The sequence below is a fragment of the Paenarthrobacter aurescens genome (genome assembly GCF_025421775.1).
GTDB lineage: Bacteria > Actinomycetota > Actinomycetes > Actinomycetales > Micrococcaceae > Arthrobacter > Arthrobacter aurescens_B.
This window is the reverse complement of the sequence record NZ_JAOEFX010000001.1, coordinates 47,876-70,005: the sequence shown is the minus strand read 5'-3', so window position 1 is coordinate 70,005 and position 22,130 is coordinate 47,876. Positions and strand designations below refer to the sequence as shown.

The 22,130-nt window shown below is 62.8% G+C and carries 15 protein-coding genes and 1 riboswitch; of the genes, 3 read left to right on the top strand and 12 right to left on the bottom strand.

Annotated elements, in window-relative coordinates; genetic code table 11:
* Positions 1–66: 66 nt before the first annotated feature.
* The 7 genes from N7568_RS00360 to N7568_RS00330 all read right to left on the bottom strand — a co-directional run bounded on the left by N7568_RS00360 (position 67) and on the right by N7568_RS00330 (position 10,273).
* Positions 67–1,431: a glutamate-5-semialdehyde dehydrogenase gene (locus tag N7568_RS00360; protein ID WP_261607951.1), complete on the bottom strand. Its 1,365-nt coding sequence runs from the start codon at positions 1,429–1,431 to the stop codon at positions 67–69.
* Positions 1,428–2,609, bottom strand: a complete 1,182-nt coding sequence (gene proB / locus N7568_RS00355; RefSeq protein WP_261607950.1) for a glutamate 5-kinase — start codon at positions 2,607–2,609, stop codon at positions 1,428–1,430. The genes N7568_RS00360 and proB overlap by 4 nt, the downstream gene beginning before the upstream one ends.
* Positions 2,599–4,185, bottom strand: a complete 1,587-nt coding sequence (gene obgE / locus N7568_RS00350) for a GTPase ObgE (RefSeq protein WP_261607949.1) — start codon at positions 4,183–4,185, stop codon at positions 2,599–2,601. Before obgE ends, proB begins: the two co-directional genes overlap by 11 nt.
* A gap of 154 nt (positions 4,186–4,339) precedes the next feature.
* Complete coding sequence (rpmA, locus tag N7568_RS00345) at positions 4,340–4,603, bottom strand: 50S ribosomal protein L27 (RefSeq protein WP_003803426.1); 264 nt, start codon at positions 4,601–4,603, stop codon at positions 4,340–4,342.
* Between the two features lie 62 nt (positions 4,604–4,665).
* Positions 4,666–4,974 (bottom strand): 50S ribosomal protein L21, encoded by a 309-nt coding sequence (gene rplU / locus N7568_RS00340; protein ID WP_024816904.1) that lies wholly within the window; start codon positions 4,972–4,974, stop codon positions 4,666–4,668.
* Positions 4,975–5,350: 376 nt separating this feature from the next.
* Entirely contained in the window at positions 5,351–6,868 is a 1,518-nt protein-coding gene (gene thiD, locus N7568_RS00335; protein ID WP_261607948.1) for a bifunctional hydroxymethylpyrimidine kinase/phosphomethylpyrimidine kinase, read from the bottom strand.
* Positions 6,859–6,957, bottom strand: a riboswitch (TPP riboswitch). Its footprint overlaps the gene before it by 10 nt.
* A 151-nt stretch (positions 6,958–7,108) precedes the next feature.
* Entirely contained in the window at positions 7,109–10,273 is a 3,165-nt protein-coding gene (locus N7568_RS00330) for an Rne/Rng family ribonuclease (protein ID WP_261607947.1), read from the bottom strand.
* A 543-nt stretch (positions 10,274–10,816) separates the two neighbouring features.
* Between N7568_RS00330 and N7568_RS00325 the strand changes: the two genes are divergently transcribed.
* Positions 10,817–11,428: a vitamin K epoxide reductase family protein gene (locus N7568_RS00325; protein WP_439898953.1), complete on the top strand. Its 612-nt coding sequence runs from the start codon at positions 10,817–10,819 to the stop codon at positions 11,426–11,428.
* Between the two features lie 78 nt (positions 11,429–11,506).
* Here the strand turns inward: N7568_RS00325 and ndk are convergent, their stop codons facing one another.
* The 4 genes from ndk to ileS are packed head-to-tail and all read right to left on the bottom strand — an operon-like array spanning position 11,507 to position 17,095.
* Positions 11,507–11,926, bottom strand: coding sequence for a nucleoside-diphosphate kinase (gene ndk, locus N7568_RS00320; protein WP_261607945.1), 420 nt, complete (start codon positions 11,924–11,926; stop codon positions 11,507–11,509).
* A 41-nt stretch (positions 11,927–11,967) separates the two neighbouring features.
* On the bottom strand, positions 11,968–12,420 hold the full coding sequence (locus N7568_RS00315; protein ID WP_261607944.1) for a DUF4233 domain-containing protein: 453 nt from the start codon (positions 12,418–12,420) through the stop codon (positions 11,968–11,970).
* Position 12,421: 1 nt separating this feature from the next.
* Positions 12,422–13,783, bottom strand: a complete 1,362-nt coding sequence (locus N7568_RS00310) for a bifunctional folylpolyglutamate synthase/dihydrofolate synthase (protein ID WP_261607943.1) — start codon at positions 13,781–13,783, stop codon at positions 12,422–12,424.
* A 3-nt stretch (positions 13,784–13,786) separates the two neighbouring features.
* Complete coding sequence (ileS, locus tag N7568_RS00305; protein ID WP_261607942.1) at positions 13,787–17,095, bottom strand: isoleucine--tRNA ligase; 3,309 nt, start codon at positions 17,093–17,095, stop codon at positions 13,787–13,789.
* A 328-nt stretch (positions 17,096–17,423) separates the two neighbouring features.
* Between ileS and N7568_RS00300 the strand changes: the two genes are divergently transcribed.
* Positions 17,424–18,470, top strand: coding sequence for an endonuclease/exonuclease/phosphatase family protein (locus tag N7568_RS00300; protein WP_261607941.1), 1,047 nt, complete (start codon positions 17,424–17,426; stop codon positions 18,468–18,470).
* On the opposite strand, the gene N7568_RS00295 is transcribed toward N7568_RS00300, so the two are convergent.
* Positions 18,467–19,246 (bottom strand): SDR family oxidoreductase, encoded by a 780-nt coding sequence (locus tag N7568_RS00295; protein WP_261607940.1) that lies wholly within the window; start codon positions 19,244–19,246, stop codon positions 18,467–18,469. The two genes, N7568_RS00300 and N7568_RS00295, sit on opposite strands and share 4 nt — an antisense overlap.
* A gap of 83 nt (positions 19,247–19,329) precedes the next feature.
* Here N7568_RS00295 and valS point away from each other — a divergent pair, with 83 nt between their 5' ends.
* Positions 19,330–21,951 (top strand): valine--tRNA ligase, encoded by a 2,622-nt coding sequence (gene valS, locus N7568_RS00290; protein WP_261607939.1) that lies wholly within the window; start codon positions 19,330–19,332, stop codon positions 21,949–21,951.
* The last annotated feature ends 179 nt before the right edge of the window (positions 21,952–22,130 follow it).

Sequence of the window (22,130 nt, the reverse complement as noted above, 5' to 3'; positions counted from 1 at the left end):
TTCTCAAATGTTTTGCACGACGGGACTCCCCGCCGTTCCGGACTTCTGTTCTATGTTACCGCGTTGCTAGCTGCGGACTTGGCCTTCGCCTTGCACGATCCACTTGGTAGTGGTCAGCTCCGTGAGGCCCATGGGACCCCGGGCGTGCAGCTTCTGCGTAGAAATGCCCACTTCAGCTCCCAGGCCGAGCTCACCGCCGTCGGTGAAGCGGGTGGAAGCGTTGACGATCACGGCGGCGGAATCTATCTCTGCAATGAACTTCTCAGCATTGGCCAGGTTGTTGGTCAGGATCGCCTCGGTGTGCCCGGTAGTCCATCTACGGATATGGCCCACAGCTTCATCCAGGCTGTCCACCATGGCTACGGCGAGGTCCAGATCCATGTATTCGGTGGCCCAATCGTCGTCGTCAGCCGGAACTGTCTCCACACTGCCACCCAAGGCCGCAGCGATCCTTTCATCCACGTGGAGGGTCACACCCGCTGCACGCAAGGCAGCCGCCACAGAAGGCAGGACAGTTGAACCGGAATGGACCAGGAGGGTCTCCACAGTGTTGCAGACACTGGGCCTCTGGGTCTTGGCATTCAGGAGGATCTCCACGGCCATTTCTTCACCGGCTGATTCATCAATGAAGATATGGACGTTACCTTCGCCGGTCTCGATGACCGGCACAGAGGAGTTGGTCACAACCGTTTGAATGAGGTCGCGTCCGCCGCGGGGAATCAATACATCGACACGTCCACGGGCCCGCATCAGGACGTTGGCGCCCTCCCGTCCGTACTGATCCACAGTCTGCACGGCGTCGGCGGGCAAGCCAACGGAATCCAGGGCTTCGCGAAGGATCTGCACCAAGGCCGCGTTGGTGTTCGCAGCCGCCGACCCGCCGCGAAGAATCACGGCATTGCCACTCTTGAGGGCAAGGCCTGCGATGTCCACCGTGACATTGGGACGCGCTTCGTAAATGGCGGCGACGACACCCATGGGGACATTAACCTGCCGCAGGCGCAGTCCGTTGGGGAGCGTTTGACCCCGGACCACATTTCCTACGGGATCGGGCAAACCTGCCAGGTTCTCCAGAGCTGCAACAAGGCCCTCGATGCGCGCGGTAGTCAGCGTGAGACGGTCCAGAAGGGCTGCAGACGTCCCATTGGCCCGGCCCGCAGCCACATCCTTGGCGTTGGCGTCCAACACATGCTTCCGGTTCTCCAGCAAGGCGCTGCCGATGGCGCGCAGCGCACGGTCCTTCCACGCACGGTTAGCCTGTCCCATGCGGCGCGCCGCCTTACGGGAACGATCAGCGATCGCATGAACCGCAGCCTGGACATCCTCCGGCGACAACGGGGCGCGACCTGCCTCAGGGCTCTCCGGCGTGTGGCCGGCGGCACCGGAAACGTCGGAGATCACGGGGGCGTCAGGGGTCAGCGCTTCAGTCATGCTCCAAGTTTAGATGAGCGGGACGCCCTCAGGAGCACTAGATCGTCAACATGAACAACTTCGCGGTCATAACCCCGGCCCATCGCCTGGCCAAGCTCCTGGGTGGTGCGACCGAGCATGCGCGGCAGTTCCTCCGAGGAGTAGTTCACCAACCCACGTGCTATCACGGTCCCATCCTGCGCAACCATCTCAACAGCGTCGCCGGCCTCAAAGTCTCCACTGATATCCGAAATCCCCGCAGGAAGGAGTGACCTGTGCCGGTCGCGCACGGCCTTCACAGCGCCGTCGTCGAGTATCAAGCGTCCCTGTACCGTCGCCAGGTGGGCCAGCCACAGAAGACGGACGGGTTTGCGGTTCCCGTTCACGGCGAACCAGGTACCAACGTCCTCCCCTGCCAGTGCTGCAGCGGCATTGGCGGTTGACGTCACCAGGGCGTGAATACCCGAGCCCGCGGCAATCGACGCTGCCTCGACTTTGGTCATCATGCCGCCGGTTCCGACGCCGGCCTTGCCGGCCTTGCCGATCCTCACGGCCTCCAGGTCCTGGGGACCGCGGACCAGCGGAATGCGCTTGGCACCGTGGGATGGGGGGCCGTCATAGAGGGCGTCGACGTCGGAGAGCAGCACGAGGGCATCGGCGCGGACAAGGTGGGCCACCAGGGCAGCCAACCGATCGTTGTCGCCGAAGCGGATCTCGTGGGTCGCCACGGTGTCGTTCTCGTTAACCACGGGCACCACTCCGAGATTCAGCAGCCGATCCAAGGCCCTGAAGGCGTTGGTGTGCTGAGTGCGGCGCATGAGGTCATCGGCGGTCAACAAGACTTGGCTGACCGTGACACCGTGGGCGCTGAAGGCCTGGGTGTAACGCGCCATCAACAATCCCTGACCGACGCTTGCCGCGGCTTGCTGTGTGGCAAGGTCCTTGGGCCTCTTTGCCAGGCCCAAGGGAGCCAAACCCGCAGCAATGGCACCGGATGACACCAGGATGATCTCGGTGCCGGCATTGCGTTTTTCCGCAAGCGCGTCCACCAGCGCTGCCAGCGACTTTTCGGATATACCACCCTTGATGCTGGTCAGCGAGGATGAGCCCACCTTGACCACAATCCGCTTGGCGGTGGCGAGGGCCTGCCGCTCAAGGCCCTCAGCCGTGTTTGGAGCGTCGACGGTTCTAGTCGTCATCACCGGAGTCCATGTTGCTTTCCCTGACGGTCTGGGCACGGCGACCGCTGACGGACTCGGTCCAGATGCCCGCCTTGCGTTCTGCTTCAAGCTCTGCGCGGGCTGCTGCCTTGGCTTCGCGGCGCTCAAGCTGCTCATCGCGCTTCTGCGAACGCGTAGGACGGTCGCCGATGTCAGCAACGCGGATGTCGGTACCACGCGGAGTTGCCAGAAGTTCGGCACCGGCCATCATGGTGGGCTCCCAGTCGAACACCACGCCGTCGTCTTCGCCGATCACCACGGTGTCGCCAGGCTTGGCGCCGACCTTGAACAGCTCAGTTTCGACGCCGAGCTTGGCAAGGCGGTCAGCAAGGTAACCGATGGCTTCCTCGTTGGTGAAGTCGGTCTGCTTGACCCAGCGCACCGGCTTCTCACCCAAAACGCGGAACAGTGGCTCGAGGTTCTTTTCTTCGCGGCGGATCTTGAAGCCGGACTCGTTGACGGCGCGCGGGCGCAGGACGGGCGGTGCCACCTTGGGAGGCGCGACTGCTACGGCGTCGCGAGCGGCCTTGACGATTTCCGCCATGGCGAATCCAAGCTGGCGCAAGCCCTCGTGGCTGGTTGCGGACACTTCGAAGACGCGGTAGCCGCGTGCTTCCAGGTCCGGCCGAACGAACTCGGCCATGTCCTTGCCGTCGGGAAGGTCCACCTTGTTGAGCACCACCAGCTTGGGGCGCTCGTTCAGCGGAACGACCTCACCGTCAACACCGGCGTAGCTCATGTCCACCGCGTACTTCTCAAGTTCGGCCTCGATGATGGCGAGGTCCGACAGCGGATCCCGGTCCGATTCCAGTGTTCCGCAGTCAAGGACGTGCACCAGTGCGGCGCAACGCTCTACGTGACGCAGGAAGTTGTGCCCAAGGCCCTTGCCTTCGCTGGCGCCCTCGATCAGACCCGGGACATCGGCAATCGTAAAGCGGACCTCACCGGCCTGGACCACGCCAAGGTTGGGGATGAGGGTGGTGAACGGGTAGTCGGCGATCTTCGGCCGGGCCGCGGACATGGCGGCAATAAGGCTGGACTTGCCGGCGGAAGGGAAGCCAACCAGCGCAATATCAGCGATGGACTTCAGTTCCAGGACAATGTCGCTGGATTCGCCTTCGATGCCGAGCAGCGCAAAGCCCGGGGCGCGGCGCTTTTGCGACGAAAGGGAAGCATTTCCCAGGCCACCCTGACCACCTGCAGCTGCGATGTATTCAGTACCCTCGCCAACCAGGTCAGCCAGGACTTCGCCGTCCTTGGTTTTGACCACAGTGCCGTCCGGCACCGGAAGGATGAGGGTTTCGCCATTCTTGCCACCGCGCCAGTCACCCATGCCGGGACCACCGTTGGTGGCGTGGCGGTGCGGGGCGTGGTGGTAGTCAAGCAGCGTTGTGGTCTGGGCGGATACCCGAAGGATGACGTCGCCACCGTTGCCACCGTTGCCGCCGTCGGGGCCACCGAGCGGCTTGAACTTTTCCCGCTTTACAGAGACACAGCCGTGGCCGCCGGTTCCGCCGGATACGTGCAGGACTACCCGGTCTACAAAGCTCGCCACGTGGATCTCCTCAGTTGCTGTCTTACAGCGTTTGTTGCTGTTGCCAGCGCTGTTGCAAAACCAGCGCGCCTGTGGCGCCCTAGTCGATTGTAATGCGGTTAAAAGAACGGTGGAGCGGGCCGTTTGGCCCGCTCCACCGGTTCAGAACTTGTTGTTACTCTGCAGCTGCAGCAGCAACGATGTTCACTACGCGACGGCCGCGGCGAGTACCAAACTCAACCGCACCGGCCTGCAGTGCGAACAGGGTGTCGTCGCCACCGCGACCGACGCCTGCACCCGGGTGGAAGTGGGTTCCACGCTGGCGAACGATGATTTCGCCTGCGGAAACTACCTGACCACCGAAGCGCTTGACGCCCAGGTACTGTGCGTTGGAGTCACGACCGTTGCGAGTGGAACTCGCGCCTTTTTTGTGTGCCATGTGAAATGCCTGCCTCTAAATTTCTGGGGAAACTGAAAAACCTGAACAGCGGGTAACGAAAGTTACGCGATGCTGGTGATCTTGATCTTGGTCAGTTCCTGACGGTGACCCTGACGCTTCCGGTAACCAGTCTTGTTCTTGAACTTCTGGATGACGATCTTGGGACCACGGAGGTCCTCGAGGATCTCAGCCGTGACCTTGACGTTGGCCAGTTCCGCAGCTGCGGAGGTGACCTTTTCGCCGTCAACCAGGAGCAAGGCGGGCAGCTCAAGCGTGCTGCCGGCTCCACCGGGGACGCGGTTAAGCGTTACGTAGTCTCCAACGGAAACTTTTTCTTGGCGGCCGCCTGCGCGGACAATCGCGTACACCACTTGGGTACTCACTTCTCTCGACGTTTATAACTAAATTTGCGTGCGGAACCTTGAACCGGAATCAGGCCTGGTTCGCGCTGTGCCTCAACGCCGTGGACTTCTGATCGAAGTCCGCGAGTCATCCCATGAACAATTCCAAGGGGCATAACCCAAGTGTTGGCGTAAGCACCGAAGATCAAGATTACGCTAGTTTGACCTTCAGCTGCAAATGAGGCCGGGTCCGGAGGCTACCACGTGACTTGCATCACCAGTTGTAACGGACTCTCCCGGCACCGTGCCCATACAGCCTACAGGGTTTGGGCCCGATTAACGCGATTTTGCACGCGACGCGCGGTGAACGACCGAAAAAGGCGCCGTCAGTGTCTCCGAACAACTGCTAGGAGTAATGCCGCGGGGCGTCGAAGAACGCCGTTTCGTAGCGGCAGGAATGCCCGAAAGCCTCCACCATGGCCGCCCTCTCCTTGTCCGAAGCCGCCATGGCCGCGGCGTCCGTGAAGTTGATCGCATTCCTGGTTGCCGCGGCAAAGTCCTCGTCGGCGTACGTCTTCAACCATTCCGCGTAGGGGTGGTCTGCAGGGGCGCCGGCCTCAATGTAGGCGGTATGAAGCTGTTGGCCCACTTCCGCGTACAACCAAAAGCAGGGCAAAATCGCGGCGAGCACCACTGCGTAACTGCCGGATGCCGAGGAAGCCACCAAATGGTCCACATAGGACTTGGTGACAGGTCCAGTGACCGTGGACGCCTCGCGGGTACTCAGCCAGTTCCTGTGCAGTTCCGATTCAACTTCCAGACACTGCTGCGATGCCTTGGCCCAAAACAGCTGTTCCTCTTCCGTGGGAGCCAAGGCGGCTGCCCGGGCAAGGACTCTTGAGTATCCGTTGAGGTAGAGGGCGTCCTGGGCCAGGTAATAGTTGAACTCGGATTCTGGCAGGCGGCCCGATTGCAGGCCTTCGATGAAACTGAGCTTGTAGATTGCCTCGAGCTCAGGTGTGGCTTCCTTCCACAGCGCCGCGGCGAATACGCCCGGCCTCAGCACGTGCTGGTGGTGGAAATGGTGGACCGGACCACAGCCATTGCCTACTTCGAGGCTGTCCGAGTGTGTCAGGGCTTGAAGCAACCACGGCTTCACCTGTCGCAGTGAAGCTTCCCAGTCACCAGTGCTGGCCTGCACAGTGGCCAGGGCCGACGATAGTGTGCACCCAGTTCCGTGGCTGTTTCCCGTCGCTACCCGTGGGCCAGGCACCTCGATGACGTCCTGCCGCAAAAGCCCGGTGGTGTTCACCAGCGCATCCGGGCATTCGGATCCCGCCAGATGCCCACCCTTCACCAGCACAGTGTTGCCGCACTCGGCAGCCAATCGCTTGCCTTGATCCAACGCCGATGGCCAGTCAGCGGCCTCGGGCTCCCCCAGCAACATGGCAAGTTCAGGAAGGTTCGGTGTGATGAGGTCCGCCAACGGAAGGAGCGACCGCAAGGCCTTCTCCGCTGACTCACGCAGCAGGCGGTCGCCACTTGTGGCCACCATCACCGGGTCAAGGACCACGACGGCGGGACGAGCCGCAAGGAGCCACCTGCGGACCTCGTCAATGACCGCTGCGTCACCCAGCATGCCGATCTTGACGGCATCAATGGCAATGTCACTGCTGATGGCGTCCAGCTGCTGGCGCAGGAACTCCACCGGCGGTACATGGACAGCACTGACCCCGAGGGTGTTCTGCGCTGTCAGGGCGGTGATGGCGGCCATTCCATAGCCGCCGTGGGCTGCGATGCTCTTCAGATCGGCTTGGATACCAGCCCCGCCGGAGGGGTCCGAGCCTGCAATGCTCAGCACCCGGGGAGTTGGCCTTCGTGAATCCACCAGCGGGTAGACAGGAGAATACGACGATGCAGTCATGGGGACATCCCTTCGCCGGTGCTAACCGGACAGGTTCAACGGGTCTGGATCTCAGCCCGGCCCAACGCCCGGCACCCCGTGTCAGTCCCCAAGCGTAACCGGGAAGAGGCGCGGCCCGGGAACCATGCAGGCTTGAAGACGGGATATGACCGCGGCTTACCCGGAGGATGGAAAGCGAAAGGCCCTGCATCAACCATCTTCTTGATGGTTGGTGCAGGGCCTTGGTGGTCCTGGAGTCGACTAGAGCTCGGAAGCCGGTACGCCAACTCCGAGGATGATGGGTTCCTCGGACGCTGTCTTCTTGGCAGGTTCCGCAGACGCCTTGGCTTCATGAGCTGACCCGCGGGCGGCCGAGGCGGTGACCTCATGGTGCTCAACGCTCGTTTCGTTGGCGGCACCTTGGGCCCTGCTGGCACTGCGGTTGCGGCGACCACGACGACCCCGCGGGGCGGAATCGGCATGGGGATCCTGCTCTGCGGCCGGTACAGGGTCAACCGCCTTCGGTGCAGCAGCGGGCTCCTTGGCAGAAACCAGTGCGACCTCCTCAGGAGCGGGGGCCGCTCCGAGGTGGGAGAAAGCTTCGGCCAGGAGATCCAGGCTCATGGCGGGCTTGGCGGCCTGCGGTTCCTCGTGGTGTTCCACGAACGGCAGTGCGACCTCTTCCCCGCCAAAGCGGAGGACCGGGGTGGACCTTGCTTCCCGGACTGCTGCTTCGCGGGCTGCCGCGTCCTCTTCCGGACCGGTATCAGCGGACTGCCCTGCTGACTCGTGGTGCTCAGCTGACCGGGCCTGCTCTTCGGCGCGGTGGAGCTCGTCGTCGTGCAAGTGTGCAGCATGCGCTGCAGCGGCAATCGTCGCCAACGCAGCCCTGGTCGCCTCGGCTTTGGCCTTGTGTGCCGGATCCTGCGTTTCCGTGTGCGTTGCAGGTGCCACTGGAGCAGACGTCGTCGTGTGGACCTGCGCGGGCGCTTCGGCGACGGCCTGTCCCCCACCCTTGCCGCGACGGCGCTTGCGTTCAGTCCTTGCAGCCGGTTGCTGGGTTTCGGTATGCGGACGGTGGTGTTCGGCAGCCACGACGTTGGCCCGGCGGTGTTCCACGGGCTCGTCATGAGTGACGACACCGCGCCCTGCACAGTGCTCACACTGCTCACCGAAGACCTCCAGGAGGCCCGTACCCATGCGCTTACGGGTCATCTGGACGAGCCCCAGCGACGTCACTTCGGCGACTTGGTGCTTGGTGCGGTCACGGCCAAGGCATTCAACCATCCGCCTGAGGACGAGGTCGCGGTTGGATTCCAGGACCATGTCGATGAAGTCGATGACGATGATGCCACCGATGTCGCGCAGGCGAAGCTGGCGGACTACTTCCTCGGCCGCTTCAAGGTTGTTCTTGGTGACCGTTTCCTCGAGGTTTCCGCCGCTGCCGGTGAACTTGCCCGTGTTGACATCCACCACGGTCATGGCTTCGGTGCGGTCAATGACCAAGGAACCGCCGGAAGGCAGGAAGACCTTGCGCTCCAGGGCCTTATGGATCTGCTCGTCGATGCGCCAGGCAGAGAAGATGTCCTGGTCCTTGGTCCACTTTTCAAGGCGGCCCACCAGATCGGGAGCAACGTACGTGACGTAGGCCTCGATGGTGTCCCAGGCGTCGTCGCCGGAGACGATCAGCTTGGAGAAGTCCTCGTTGAAGACGTCGCGGACAACCTTGATGGTGAGGTCCGGTTCTCCATAGAGGAGCTCCGGAGCCAGCACCTTGGTTGAGGAAGCCTGCCCTTCGATGCCCTCCCACTGCGCGCGGAGGCGGTTGATATCGTGCGTCAGCTCTTCTTCCGAGGCGCCTTCAGCGGCCGTGCGGACAATGACACCGGCATTTTCCGGCAAGCGGTCCTTCAGGATGCGCTTGAGACGGTTGCGTTCGACGTCGGGCAGCTTGCGGGAAATGCCGGTCATGGAGCCACCGGGGACGTACACCAGGTAACGGCCCGGCAGGGAGATCTGGCTGGTGAGGCGCGCACCCTTGTGGCCCACGGGATCCTTGGTGACCTGGACCAGAACGGAATCGCCGGACTTCAGGGCGTTCTCGATGCGGCGCGGCTGGCCTTCGAGGTTGACTGCGTCCCAGTTGACTTCGCCGGCGTACAGCACGGCGTTGCGGCCACGTCCGATATCCACGAACGCTGCTTCCATGGACGGCAGGACGTTCTGGACCTTGCCCAGGTACACGTTGCCAATCAAGGAGTCCTGCTGGGTCTTGGAAACGAAGTGCTCGGCCAGCACACCGTCTTCGAGGACACCGATCTGAATTCTGTCATCGCGCTGGCGGACGATCATCTGGCGGTCCACCGACTCGCGGCGTGCCAGGAACTCGGCCTCGGTGATCACCTGGCGGCGACGTCCGGTTTCGCGGGACTCGCGGCGACGCTGCTTCTTGGCTTCAAGCCTGGTGGAACCCTTGACGCTGGTAACCCGGTTGGAGGGGGCAGTCTCCGCGATCGGGCGGGGTGCGCGGACACGGGTGACCGTGTTGGGCGGATCGTCGTCCGAGCCGCCTGTCAGCTCTAGATCCTGGTCTCCACGGCGGCGACGACGCCGACGACGCGAGGTCACGCCTTCTTCGAGGGCCTCGGCTGCAGGAGCTTCATCGTCCTCCGGCTCGCTGCCTTCCTCGGCCTCGTTCTCTTCACGTTCGTTTCCGCGTCGACCACGGCGGCCACGGCTGCGGCGCCGGCGACGGCTGCCGGCGTCTTCCAGTTCACCTTCAGCAGTGGACTCGGTTTCTTCGCCGGGCTCCTCTTCCTTCTCCTCCACGGCCGCAACACGCGGGACAGTGGTGAGGTCCGGAGCCTGGAAGATCATGGACGTGATGGAGACAGGCTCAAGGAACAGTGATGTGGAGGCGGACGGAGCTGCTTCCTCGGCGGGAGTCTCTTCAGAACCGGACTCTTCGGGTGTCTGTGCCGCGGCTACCTCAGCAGCAGGCGCCTCAGGCTGGGCGGGTGCGTCCGGCGTCGTGGTTTCTTCCACGGCTTCCACAACGGCGGGCGCCTCTGCTGTCTCGGCCTTGGGCTTGGCCGTACGACGACGGCGGACCGGCTTTTCGGGGGCGGGCCCGGCGGCCTCGGGCTGGGTTTCCGCCACCGCTTCCTGGCCGTCAGCTGACACCTCACCCAAACCGGGCAGCGGTTCAGCGGGCTCTGCCTTCTTCCGTGAGCGGGTGCGGCGCACGGGGGTGGCAGCGGTCTCCGGCGCTTCTTCGGCAGTGGGCACCCCAGCTGCGGGCGACTCTACGTCAGCAGCAACTTTGGGCGCAGCCTTGCGCCGCGTCCGGGTGGCTTTCTTTGGTGCTTCCGCAGTTTCCGCGGGAGCTGCCTCGTCATTAACGGCTACAACTTGGTCATTATCCATATGTGGCAACACTCCTGCCCCAGCGACGCCGCCACATCCGGTGCCCAGTGGGGCAAATATTGTCAAAACCCGCAGGCGTTGACAGAAGTCGGTAGTATGCCTTCCGGTTCGCACCATCATTGGGGTGCGGCAGCCCTGGAAGACCGGCGGCTTTATTCTGAAACCCGTTGTTCTGCTGCCACAACCAGGTGCCGTCCATTGTCATGGCGGGCCTACCGAGGATCACGTGATCCGGGCATGCCCAGCTCATAATGGCGGTCTTGGGAACAAAGTCACCGGACTGGATTCCGAATGTGGATCGGCTTCCAGCCATGTTCATTCTCTCACACCCCTGCACATTCCCAACGTAGGCCGCTGTGTCGTGCGGTACCCGCGAGCCAGGACCAGGGACTGGCTGGGGGCAGCATCCAGCCCGCGGCGTTACAATCCTCCCAAGAGCCGTAACCGGCGAGGCCAGGCCAATTGTTGAAAAGGACTACATCCGCGATGCCGAGCACAGCCAGGGAAAACCTGGCCAACCAAGCCCCAAGCCATGTGGAGGACATGTCCATCCACCAGGATTCCTTACCCCGGGCCGTCCGTGACAAGCCGTTCGCCTGGCTCCTGCTGATCACCGGCATTATTGGCTGGCTGGCCTCCGGTGCCCTGGTCCTGGAGAAGCTTGAGGTACTCAAGGACCCCAACCACGTGACCGTGTGCGATGTGAATCCCTGGGTTTCGTGTGGTGCCGTCATGCAAACACCGCAAAGTTCCGTGTTCGGGTTCCCCAACATGTTCATCGGCATCGTTGCCTTTGCTGTCATCATCACAACCGCGATGGGCATCCTGGCGGGAGCAAAGTACTCACGGGGCTACTGGCTGGGACTCCAGGCGGGCGTGACCCTTGGTTTTGCCTTCGTCGTCTGGCTTTGGTCGCAGGCCCTCTATGCCATCCATGTGCTCTGCCCGTTCTGCATGGTGGTGTGGGCCGCCATGATCCCCTTGTTTGTCTGGGTGACCATCCGCAACGTCACCCATGGGGTCATCAAGGCACCGCCGGCAGTGTCCAAGCTCCTGGGTGAGTCCGGATGGATCATCGTGGCTCTCTTGTACGTGGCCGTCATCGCCACGATCTTCTTCGCATTCATCCACATCTTCGCGGGGTCGACCGCTTAGGAAACCTCGCGGGATGACAATTAGGGCCAATGTTCGTCACGAACATTGGCCCTAACTGTCATTTCGGTGGGGGAATAGCTAGCTTGCGAACCAGATCTTGATCTCGCGCTCGGCCGACTCGACGGAGTCGGAGCCGTGCACCAGGTTCTGCTGGACTGCCAGGCCCCAGTCACGGCCGAAGTCGCCGCGGATGGTGCCCGGTGCCGCCGTCGTGGGATCGGTGGTTCCGGCCAATGAGCGGAAGCCTTCGATGACGCGGTGGCCTTCGAAGACCGCAGCGATGACCGGTCCACTCAACATGAACTCAACCAGCGGCTCGTAGAACGGCTTGCCCACGTGTTCCTCGTAGTGCTGCTCCAGCAGTTCGCGGGTGGCGTTGACCTTCTTCAGCTCGGCCAGGGTGTATCCCTTCGCCTCGATCCGGGCGAGGATGCTGCCGCTCAGGTTGCGGGCGACGCCGTCGGGCTTGACCAGGACAAGGGTCCGTTCAATGCTCACAGTTGCTCCAATGTGGTTGGTCGGTGGTTTTCCCAGCCAGTTTACGGGGTTTGCGGGCCTGCTTCGTCACTGTGTGCTGCGTCCCATTCCGCCTGCTCACGGTCGCGCTGGGCAACTTCGCGGTCGATCCTCATGCCGGCCCTGATCCCGTACCACCAGCAGATGGCGAACAGGATGCCGACAATGAACATCGTTGGTTCGGCAAAGCCCGTCAGGATCAGCACCAGCTGCAACACCCAACCCAGTCCGATGCCCCAGGGCTTGGACAGTACGGCACATGCCAGAACCAGCACCACCGTCAGCGCAATGCCGACCCCCAGGATGATGGCGGGGTCCACTTGGCCGCGCTTCAAACCGAAGACCGCGAGAGTGCCGAAGAACGCGACAAACGCTTCGAGCAGGAGCACGGTGGAAGCGAACATCACTTTGGTGGACCGGCGCTTCTTGGGCATACCCGGCCGCCATTCGCGCTGCGCCTTGGTCATTTTCGCCATACTAGGCACTCGCCTTTCCGAGAAGGATCCGCGCCTCGGCCACCACGGTGATGGAACCTGTGACCAGGACGCCACCTGCGAGGTCATCGTTGGATTCCGCGCGCTCAACAGCCCATTCAAGGGCGTCGTCGAGCTTCTCTGCGATGTGGACGTTGTCCTCGCCAAAGCCGAGGTCGACGGCGAGCTCGGCCAGTTCCGCTGCAGGAACGGCGCGCGCAGAGTTGGATTGAGTGAAGCAGAATTCCCCGGCCAGGCCGCCGAGGGATTCCTTCAGGGTCTTCAGGATCTCTTCAGCATCCTTTTCCCGCAGCACGCCCACTACCACCACGAGTTTGCTGAAGCTGAAGGCCTCCTGGATCGCCTCCGCGGAAACCCGGATCCCTTCGGGGTTATGGGCAGCATCCACCACTACGGTAGGCGCCGTCCGTACAACCTCAAGCCGGCCGGGCGACGTCACGGTGCCGAACGCTTCCTTGAGGACCTCGGCGTCGAGTTCCTTCTCTCCCCCACCGAAGAACGCCTCCAGAGCAGCCACTGCCACAGCAGCGTTCTCTGCCTGGTGGGCGCCGTGCAGCGGCAGCAGCAGGTCCTCATAGCGTCCAGCCAACCCCTGGATGGTCAGAACCTGCCCACCAACGGCAACGCTGCGTGACTCCACCCCGAATTCAACGCCCTCGAACCGGAACGGCACGTCCACTTCGCGGGCCTTCTCCAACAGGACCTGTGCTGCGTCCACGGGCTGGGCGGCGCTCACAAGGAAGCCGCCAGGCTTGATGATGCCGGCCTTCTCATAGGCGATGTCCTCGGTGGTATCACCCAGGAGATCCGTGTGGTCCAGCGAAATGGGTGTGATGACGGAAACCTGGCCATCGCCGACATTGGTGGCATCGGTGATGCCGCCCAAACCAACTTCCATGACCGCAACATCAACCGGCTGGTCGGCGAACACCGCGAAGCCCAGGATAGTCAGGCACTCGAAGTACGTCAGCCGGGGCTCGTTTGCTGCCACGAGCTCGTTGTCCACGATCTCCAGGTATGGACGGATTTCGTCCCAGATCCGAACAAAGGTGGCGTCCGGCACGGGTTCGCCATCGATGCTGATGCGCTCCGTCACCTTGGACAGATGCGGACTGGTGTATCGGCCGGTGCTCAGCCCATGGGCACGCAGTCCCGCCTCGATCATGCGGGCCGTAGATGTCTTTCCATTCGTTCCCGTGATGTGGATGATCGGAAATGCCTTGTTCGGCTCTCCCAGCACATCCATGGCACGGAACAGCGGCGCAAGGCGCGGTTCCATTTTGTTTTCCGGCGCGCGGCCCAGGAGTTCCGCGTAGACGCTTTCAACTGAGAATTCATCAGTCATGGATCAGGCCCCTGCCTTTGCGACGGTGACCTGCGGTTCGTCGACGCTTGCCAGCAAGACCTCGAGTTCCAGGGTCAATGTCTCGGTCTTGACGAGTTCGGCGTTGGCTTCGAGGGCGTCCACCACGTCCTGGGCAGCCTCAACGGAGGTCCGGATGCGATCACTCACGTTCAGTCCGGCATCCTTACGTGCCTGCTGGATGGCGCGGACCATGTCACGGGCCAGGCCCTCGGCAGCAAGTTCCGGGGTGACTTCAGTGTTCAAGACCACGAATCCGCCGCCCGGCAGAACTGCCACTGCTTTCTTGGCGGCAGCATCGTCGTCGGAGGTTTCAGCCACGACAGTCTCCAGCGTGTATTCCTGCGGCTCAAGCTCAAGTCCGCCCGCCACCACGACGCCTGCGTCGTTCACGGACCAGTCGCCGGACTTGGAGCCCTTGATGGCCTGCTGCACGTTCTTGCCGAGGCGCGGGCCCGCGGCACGGGCGTTCACCACCAGTTTCTGCTCGATGCCGAATTCCTCCGGCGAAGCCGTTGCGGCGTCCAGCAAGCGGACCGACCGCAGGTTCAGTTCATCAGCGACGACGGCGGCAAAGCCTTCCAGCGCGTCTGCGCCTGGTGCCACAACAGTCAGTTCCTGAAGCGGCAAGCGAACGCGAAGGTTTGCGGCCTTGCGCAAGCTGGAGCCAGTGGAACAGATCTGCTGGACACGGTCCATGGCTTCCACCAGTGCCGGGTTGGACGGGAACAGCGAAGCGTCAGGCCAGTCGGCCAGGTGTACGGAACGGCCACCGGTCAGTCCGCGCCAGATCTCCTCGGTTACCAGCGGGAGCAAGGAAGCCGACACACGGCACACCGCTTCGAGAGCCGTGTAGAGCGCATCAAAGGCGTCAACGTTCTCGTCGAAGAAACGCTGGCGGCTGCGGCGGACGTACCAGTTGGTGAGCATGTCCAGGTAGCTGCGCAGTTCATCGCAGGCACCGGAGATGTCATAGCTGTCCAGGCTGGCGGTGACATTACGGACCAAATCGCCGGTGTTGGCCAGAAGGTACTGGTCCAGCGTGTCAGCGTAGCCGTCATAGCGGAGCTTCGCCTCGTACCCCTCCCCTCCGTTGGCGGCATTCGTGTACAGCGTGAAGAAGCTATACACGTTCCACAGCGGCAGGATGACCTGACGGACGCCATCGCGGATGCCCTGCTCGGTCACCACAAGGTTCCCACCGCGGAGGATGGGGCTGGACATGAGGAACCAGCGCATGGCGTCGGAACCGTCGCGGTCCAGGACCTCGGACACGTCCGGGTAGTTCCGCAGGCTCTTGGACATTTTCTGGCCGTCCGAGCCCAGCACGATGCCGTGGCTGATCACATTGCGGAACGCGGGGCGGTCAAACAACGCAGTAGACAGGATGTGGAGCATGTAGAACCAGCCACGGGTCTGGCCGATGTACTCCACGATGAAGTCCGCCGGGTTGTGGGTGTCGAACCACTCCTGGTTCTGGAACGGATAGTGCACCTGCCCGTACGGCATGGAGCCGGAGTCGAACCAGACGTCCAGGACGTCCTCTACGCGGCGCATGGTGGACTGACCTTCTGACGGCGAACGGGGGTCGTCCGGGTTCGGACGTGTCAGCTCATCAATGAACGGACGGTGCAGGTCCACTTGGCCTTCGTTGTTGACCGGGAGGCGGCCGAAGTCGGCTTCCAGGTCCGCCAGCGAACCATAGACGTCGGTGCGCGGGTACTCGGGATCATCCGACTGCCAAACGGGGATGGGTGATCCCCAGTAGCGGTTGCGGCTGATGGACCAGTCGCGGGCGTTATCCAGCCACTTGCCGAACTGGCCGTCCTTGACATTCCCCGGGATCCAGTTGATCTCCTGGTTCAGCTCGGACATGCGGTCCTTGAACTTGGTGACCTCCACGTACCAGGAGGACACGGCGCGGTAGATCAGCGGGTTCCGGCAACGCCAGCAGTGCGGGTAGCTGTGTTCGTAGCTGGCCTGGCGGACAAGACGGCCATCGGCACGGAGCACCTGGGTGATGGGCTTGTTCGCATCGAAGACCTGCAGGCCAACAATCGAGGCAAGCTCACCGTGCGCGAACAGAGGCAGGAACTTGGCGCCCTCGTCCACAGAGAGGACCACGGGGATGCCGGCGTCTTCACAGACTTTCTGGTCATCTTCACCGTAGGCCGGAGCCTGATGGACAATGCCCGTACCGTCGGTGGTGGTCACGTAGTCAGCCACCAGGAAACGCCACGCATTCTGCGTTCCGTACTTCTCAGCATCGGCAAAGTCGTTCCACAACGGAGCGTACTCAATACCCGCCAGCTCGGCGCCTGTGTAGGTGGAGACGACGGCGGCAGTTGCGGCAGCTGCGTCGTCGTACCCCAGGTCCTTGGCGTAGGACCCCATCAGGTCAGCCGCGAGCAGGAAGCTGCCCGTGACCGGCGCTTCAGCGGAGGCCGCCTTCACGCCGTTGGGTCCTGCAGGCAGGACGGCGTAGGAGATGTCAGGCCCGACGGCGAGCGCCAGGTTGGTGGGCAGCGTCCAGGGCGTGGTGGTCCAGGCGAGCGCCTGCACACCGTCGAGGGCCTTGGAGAGTTCGGACTCTCCTGCCTTGATGGGGAACGTCACCGTGACCGTCTGGTCCTGGCGGTTCTTGTAGACGTCATCGTCCATGCGGAGTTCATGGTTGGACAGAGGGGTCTCGTCCTTCCAGCAGTACGGGAGAACCCGGTACCCGTTGTAAGTGAGGCCCTTCTCGTGCAGTTGCTTGAAGGCCCAGAGCACCGACTCCATGTACTCAACGTTGAGGGTCTTGTAGTCGTTCTCGAAGTCCACCCAACGGGCCTGGCGGGTGACGTAGGCCTTCCACTCGTTGGCGTACTTCATCACGGAGGCACGGCAGGCGTCGTTGAACTTGTCGATGCCCATGGCTTCGATCTGGGTCTTGTCCGTCATGCCGAGCTGCTTCATGGCCTCAAGCTCTGCCGGCAGGCCGTGCGTGTCCCAGCCGAAGCGACGCTCTACACGCTTGCCGCGCTGGGTCTGGTAACGACCTACGAGGTCCTTGGCGTAGCCGGTCAGCAGGTGGCCGTAGTGGGGCAGGCCGTTGGCGAAGGGAGGGCCATCGTAGAAGACGAATTCGTTGCTTCCATCGTTACCCGCATCGCGCTGGTCGATGCTGGCTTGGAAAGTACCGTCTTCATCCCAGTATTTGAGGATGCGCTCTTCGATTTCCGGGAACTTCACGGAAGCGGACACGCCTTGCGTGCCGGAAGAAGAGGCTGAGGCCTTGGGGTAGTGGGTCATCTCATATCCTGTGATAGCTGGTTGACTGTCAGGATGCGAGGACGGCTGCGGCATTGACCTGGGTCAACACCGGTACCGCGGTACCACCTCACTTACCGAAATACGGGATTTCGGCCTCTCATTACTGCTGTGACGGGCTTACCCGTCCGGTTCTACTGAGCGCTTTCCGCCTTGCAGACGGTCAGTACTGTTCTTCCGGAGGCTCACCGGTGATGGCCGGGTCGAAGCTGTTCCTTCAAGTCTAGCGGCAGCGGCGCGCGTTGCTCTACTTAGGGGTTCATCCTCTGGATGGAGTCCAGTATCACTGGCGGTGAATAGACTCGACCCCATGACGCACCCCTCCCCTGCACTTCCGGAATCCCGTCCGGTGCGACGCCGGGCTTCTCTGGCATGGTCGGTGCCGGCTCTGCTGATGGCGTTGCCCGTGGCGGCCGTATCGATGTTCCGTGCAATCCCTGCGGAGTGGCCCCTGATCGTGGTGCAACTGCTGTCCTTCACCCCGTGGATGGTCCTGCCAGCTGCTGTGGCATTGGTGCTCGCCCTGCCGGGACGTCGCCTGTGGGTGATAGTGACGACGTCGGCCCTGCTGGCTCTCCAAGTGTTGTGGCTGTTTCCGCTGGACCCAGGACGCCAGCAAGCGCTGCCTGACGGGACTCCGACTGCATCGGTGAGGGTGATGAGCCTCAACACCGAGTACGGGGAGGCTGACGCGGACACCATCGTGAGGTTGGTCCGTGAGCACGGTGTCCAATTGCTGACGCTTCAGGAGCACACGCAGCGCCTGGAAGATGCCCTCCGCTCCGCAGGTATGGACAAATTGCTCCCAAACGTCCTCAGCGAACCCAACGATGACGCCTCCGGTGGCGCCGTGTATTCCGTGTTCCCGATCGAGGCCGTGGGTCTTCTGCCGGATACCCCGTTCCGGATGGACGTCACCCGGGTCCTGGTCACTGATGGCGGCGCGGCGTCCACAGCGGCACTGAACCTCACCAACGTCCATGCCCTTCCACCGGTGGACGAACGGATCGGGCAGTGGCGCAGTGATCTGGACAAGGTGGCCCGGCAAGCGTCCCGGCCGGGAAACCACCTGTTGGTGGGTGACTACAACGCCACGTACGATCACTCCGAGTTCCGGTCGTTGCTTGATGCTGGCACGGGCAGCCAGCAGGAAGCCAGCAAACTCGTTGACGTCGGCACGGCCTCGGGCGGACGGTTCTCACCCACCTGGCCAATGGAGGGTCCGCCATTGCCGGGAATCGTCATCGACCACATGGTGACGACGCCCAGGATCAGCAGCAGCGGTTACTCGGTCCACCGGATTCCGGGCAGCGACCATGCAGCCATCATGGCAACGCTGGTCATCCCCGCCGGCTAACTTTCCTTGCGGACCAACTTGTGGTTGGCGGCCTGCGCAACAGGGCGGACCACGATCTGGTCGAGGTTGATGTGATGCGGCAAGGAGACTGCGTACTTCACAACATCTGCCACATCCCCAGCGGTCAAGGGCTTCTCCACTCCGGCATAAACCTTGGCCGCCGCATCCTTGTCGCCCAACCGGTTGAGTGCGAACTCCTCGGTGTGGACCAGGCCCGGAGCCACTTCGATAACCCGGACGTTGTTGCCCACCTCCTCCAGCCGCAGGGCATTGGTCATGGCGTGCTGGGCGAACTTGGCGGCGTTGTACCCGGCGCCGCCCTCGTAGGCGGACAGCCCGGCCGTCGAGGTGAGGTTGAGGACGGTTCCTTCGCCGTTCTCCCGCAGCATGGGCAGGAAGGCACGGGTGATCTTCATGGTGCCCAGGACGTTCACCTGGTACATCCATTCCCAATCTTCCGTGTCGGCGTTCGCGATGGTGTCCGCGCCCCTCGCACCGCCGGCGATGTTGATGAGAGTGTCAGCACCTCCGGCTTGGGTGACCGCCGCCAGCAGGGCCGCAACGTCGTCGTCGTCGGTGATGTCGGCCGGGAACGGAACGGCGCCGGTTTCGGCGCCCAAAGCGCCGAGCCTGTCAGCCCTGCGCGCCACGGCGAAGACCTTCCACCCGGTGGAGACCAAGGCCCTCACGGTGGCCTCGCCGATGCCGGTGCTGGCCCCGGTTACAACGGCCGTCTTGTTATGTCCTGCGGGGATGCTGTGCGCTGCCAAAGTCATGGGACTACCTTATCGGGGGTGCGGGGTCCTGAAGCGGCGGCGGGATGTACCCTGCGTTGATTCAGCCATGAAACAATTGGTCCATGGCTGAATCAACGCAGGGTACAGACACGCCCGCCACCGCCCCCATTAACGTTCCCGACAAGCCGGCCCTTGAAGGCCTTGAGGCTGCCTTGACGCAGCGCTGGCTGGAAGAGGGAACCTACAAGTTCAACCCGGACACCACCCGGGAGCAGGTCTACTCGATCGACACTCCCCCGCCCACGGCGTCCGGCTCGCTCCACGTGGGCCACATGTTCTCCTTCACGCAGACCGACGTCCAGGCACGCTACATGCGCATGACGGGCAAGAACGTCTTCTACCCGATGGGCTGGGACGACAACGGCCTGCCCACCGAGCGCCGCGTCCAGAACTACTACGGTGTGCGCTGCGATCCCGCCATCCCTTACAAGGCCGATTACACGCCCCCGGCACAGCCGGCCAAGAACCAGCGCGATTTCGACGTCGTTTCGCGGCAGAACTTCATCGAACTGTGCGAGGAACTCGCCGTTGAGGACGAGAAGGTCTTTGAGAACCTGTTCCAGACCCTTGGCTTGTCTGTGGACTGGGACCTGACCTACCGCACCATTGACGACACCTCCCGCGCGGTCTCCCAGCGTGCGTTCCTCGCCAACCTCTCCGCCGGTGACGCTTACATGGCCGAAGCTCCTACCCTGTGGGACGTGACGTTCCGCACCGCTGTTGCCCAGGCTGAACTTGAGGACCGCGAAGTTGCCGGCGCCTACTACCGCTACCCCTTCTTCACCGAAGACGGCGAAAAGATCTTCATCGAGACCACGCGTCCGGAACTGCTCGCCGCTTGCGCAGCCCTGGTAGCCAACCCCGACGACGAGCGGTACCAGCCGCTGTTCGGCAAGACCGTGAGGTCCCCGCTGTTCGACGTCGAACTGGAGGTCAAGGCGCACCCGTTGGCCAAAGCTGATAAGGGCTCCGGCATCGCCATGGTGTGTACGTTCGGTGACCTGACGGACGTCACGTGGTGGCGCGAACTGCAGCTGCCTACCCGCGCCATCATGGGCCGCGACGGCCGCATCATTGCCGACACTCCGGAGTGGATCACCACCGAGGCCGGCAAGGAAGCCTACGCCGCAATCGCCGGCAAGACAGCTTTCTCCGCCAAGGAAGCCGTGGTGGAGCTCCTCAAGGCAGCCGAGCTGCTGGACGGCGAACCGAAAAAGATCACCCATCCGGTGAACTTCTTCGAGAAGGGTGACAAGCCCCTCGAGGTCGTGACGTCCCGCCAGTGGTACATCCGCAACGGTGGCCGCGACGAGGAACGCCGTGAACGCCTCATCGGTCGCGGCCAGGAGATCACTTTCCACCCGGCCTTCATGCGTTCCCGCTACGAGAACTGGATCGCGGGCCTTAATGGTGACTGGCTCGTATCCCGCCAGCGCTTCTTCGGAGTGCCGATTCCCGTCTGGTATCCCTTGGATGCCCAGGGCAACCCGGACTACGACAACCCGGTTCTTCCGTCGGACGAGATGCTGCCGGTCGATCCTGCTGCAGACGCTGCCCCCGGCTTCGAGGAGTCGCAGCGCGATCAGGCGAACGGCTTCACCGGCGACGCCGACGTGTTGGACACGTGGGCTACGTCCTCCCTTACACCGCAAATTGTGGGTGGCTGGAGCCGCGACGAGGACCTGTTCTCCAAGGTCTACCCCTTCGACCTCCGCCCTCAGGGTCACGACATCATCCGCACCTGGCTGTTCTCCTCGGCCGTCCGCGCGGATGCCCTGCAGAAGAGCGCCCCGTGGAAGCACGCGGCCATTTCCGGCTGGATCCTGGACCCGGACCGCAAGAAGATGTCCAAGTCCAAGGGCAATGTTGTTGTCCCCACGGATGTGCTGAACGAGTACGGTTCAGACGCCGTGCGCTACTGGGCCGCTTCTGCCAAGCTTGGCGCCGACACGGCGTACGAGATCGCCCAGATGAAGATCGGCCGCCGATTGGCCATCAAACTTCTCAACGCCTCCAAGTTCGTATTGAACCTGGGTGCAACGGAAAACTCCGTAGTAACCTCCGACCTCTCGGTGCTGACCAACCCGTTGGACCGTGCGCTGCTCGCGCAACTGTCCGACGTCGTTGCCCAGTCCACCAAGGCGTTCGAAAACTACGACTACGCCCGCGCGCTCCAGATCACCGAATCGTTCTTCTGGCAGTTCACGGACGACTACGTAGAGCTGATCAAGGACCGTGCTTACGGTGCAGCTGGGGAAACCGAGCAGGCTTCCGTTCTGGCAGCGCTGGCAACAACCCTCGACTCGCTCCTGCGCCTGTTCGCCCCGTTCCTGCCCTTCGCCACGGAAGAGGTCTGGGGCTGGTGGCGCACAGGATCCGTCCACCGTGCAGAGTGGCCCGCCGCCCTGGAAATCACCGACGGCGACACCACCATGCTGGGCACTGTGGGCATCGCGCTCAGCGGTATCCGCAAGGCAAAGTCAGAGGCCAAGGTCAAGCAGCGCACAGAGGTCCTGTCTGCATCCATCACCGCCTCGGAGGTCCTGGTCGCCCAGTTGAAGGCCGGCCTCGGTGACTTGAAGGCTGCCGCCAACGCGCAGGAGATCACGCTCCAGTCGGGCGAAGGTGAACTGACTGTCAGCGACGTTGTCCTGGCACCGGCTGAGGAGACGCCCGCGTCCTAGCCTTTCCGGCGGCCGGAGTTCAAGAGCCCAACAGTTTTTGGGCAAAGGGGAAGCCCCATCAGCGTTTTGCCGTTGGTGGGGCTTCGACTTTTCGGCTGTCTGGTGACGTCTTGACAGTCTGGCGGAATCCTTGGAATTTCAGGTCTTCCTACCTCGTCACTGGTAGCTTGCTTCCAACT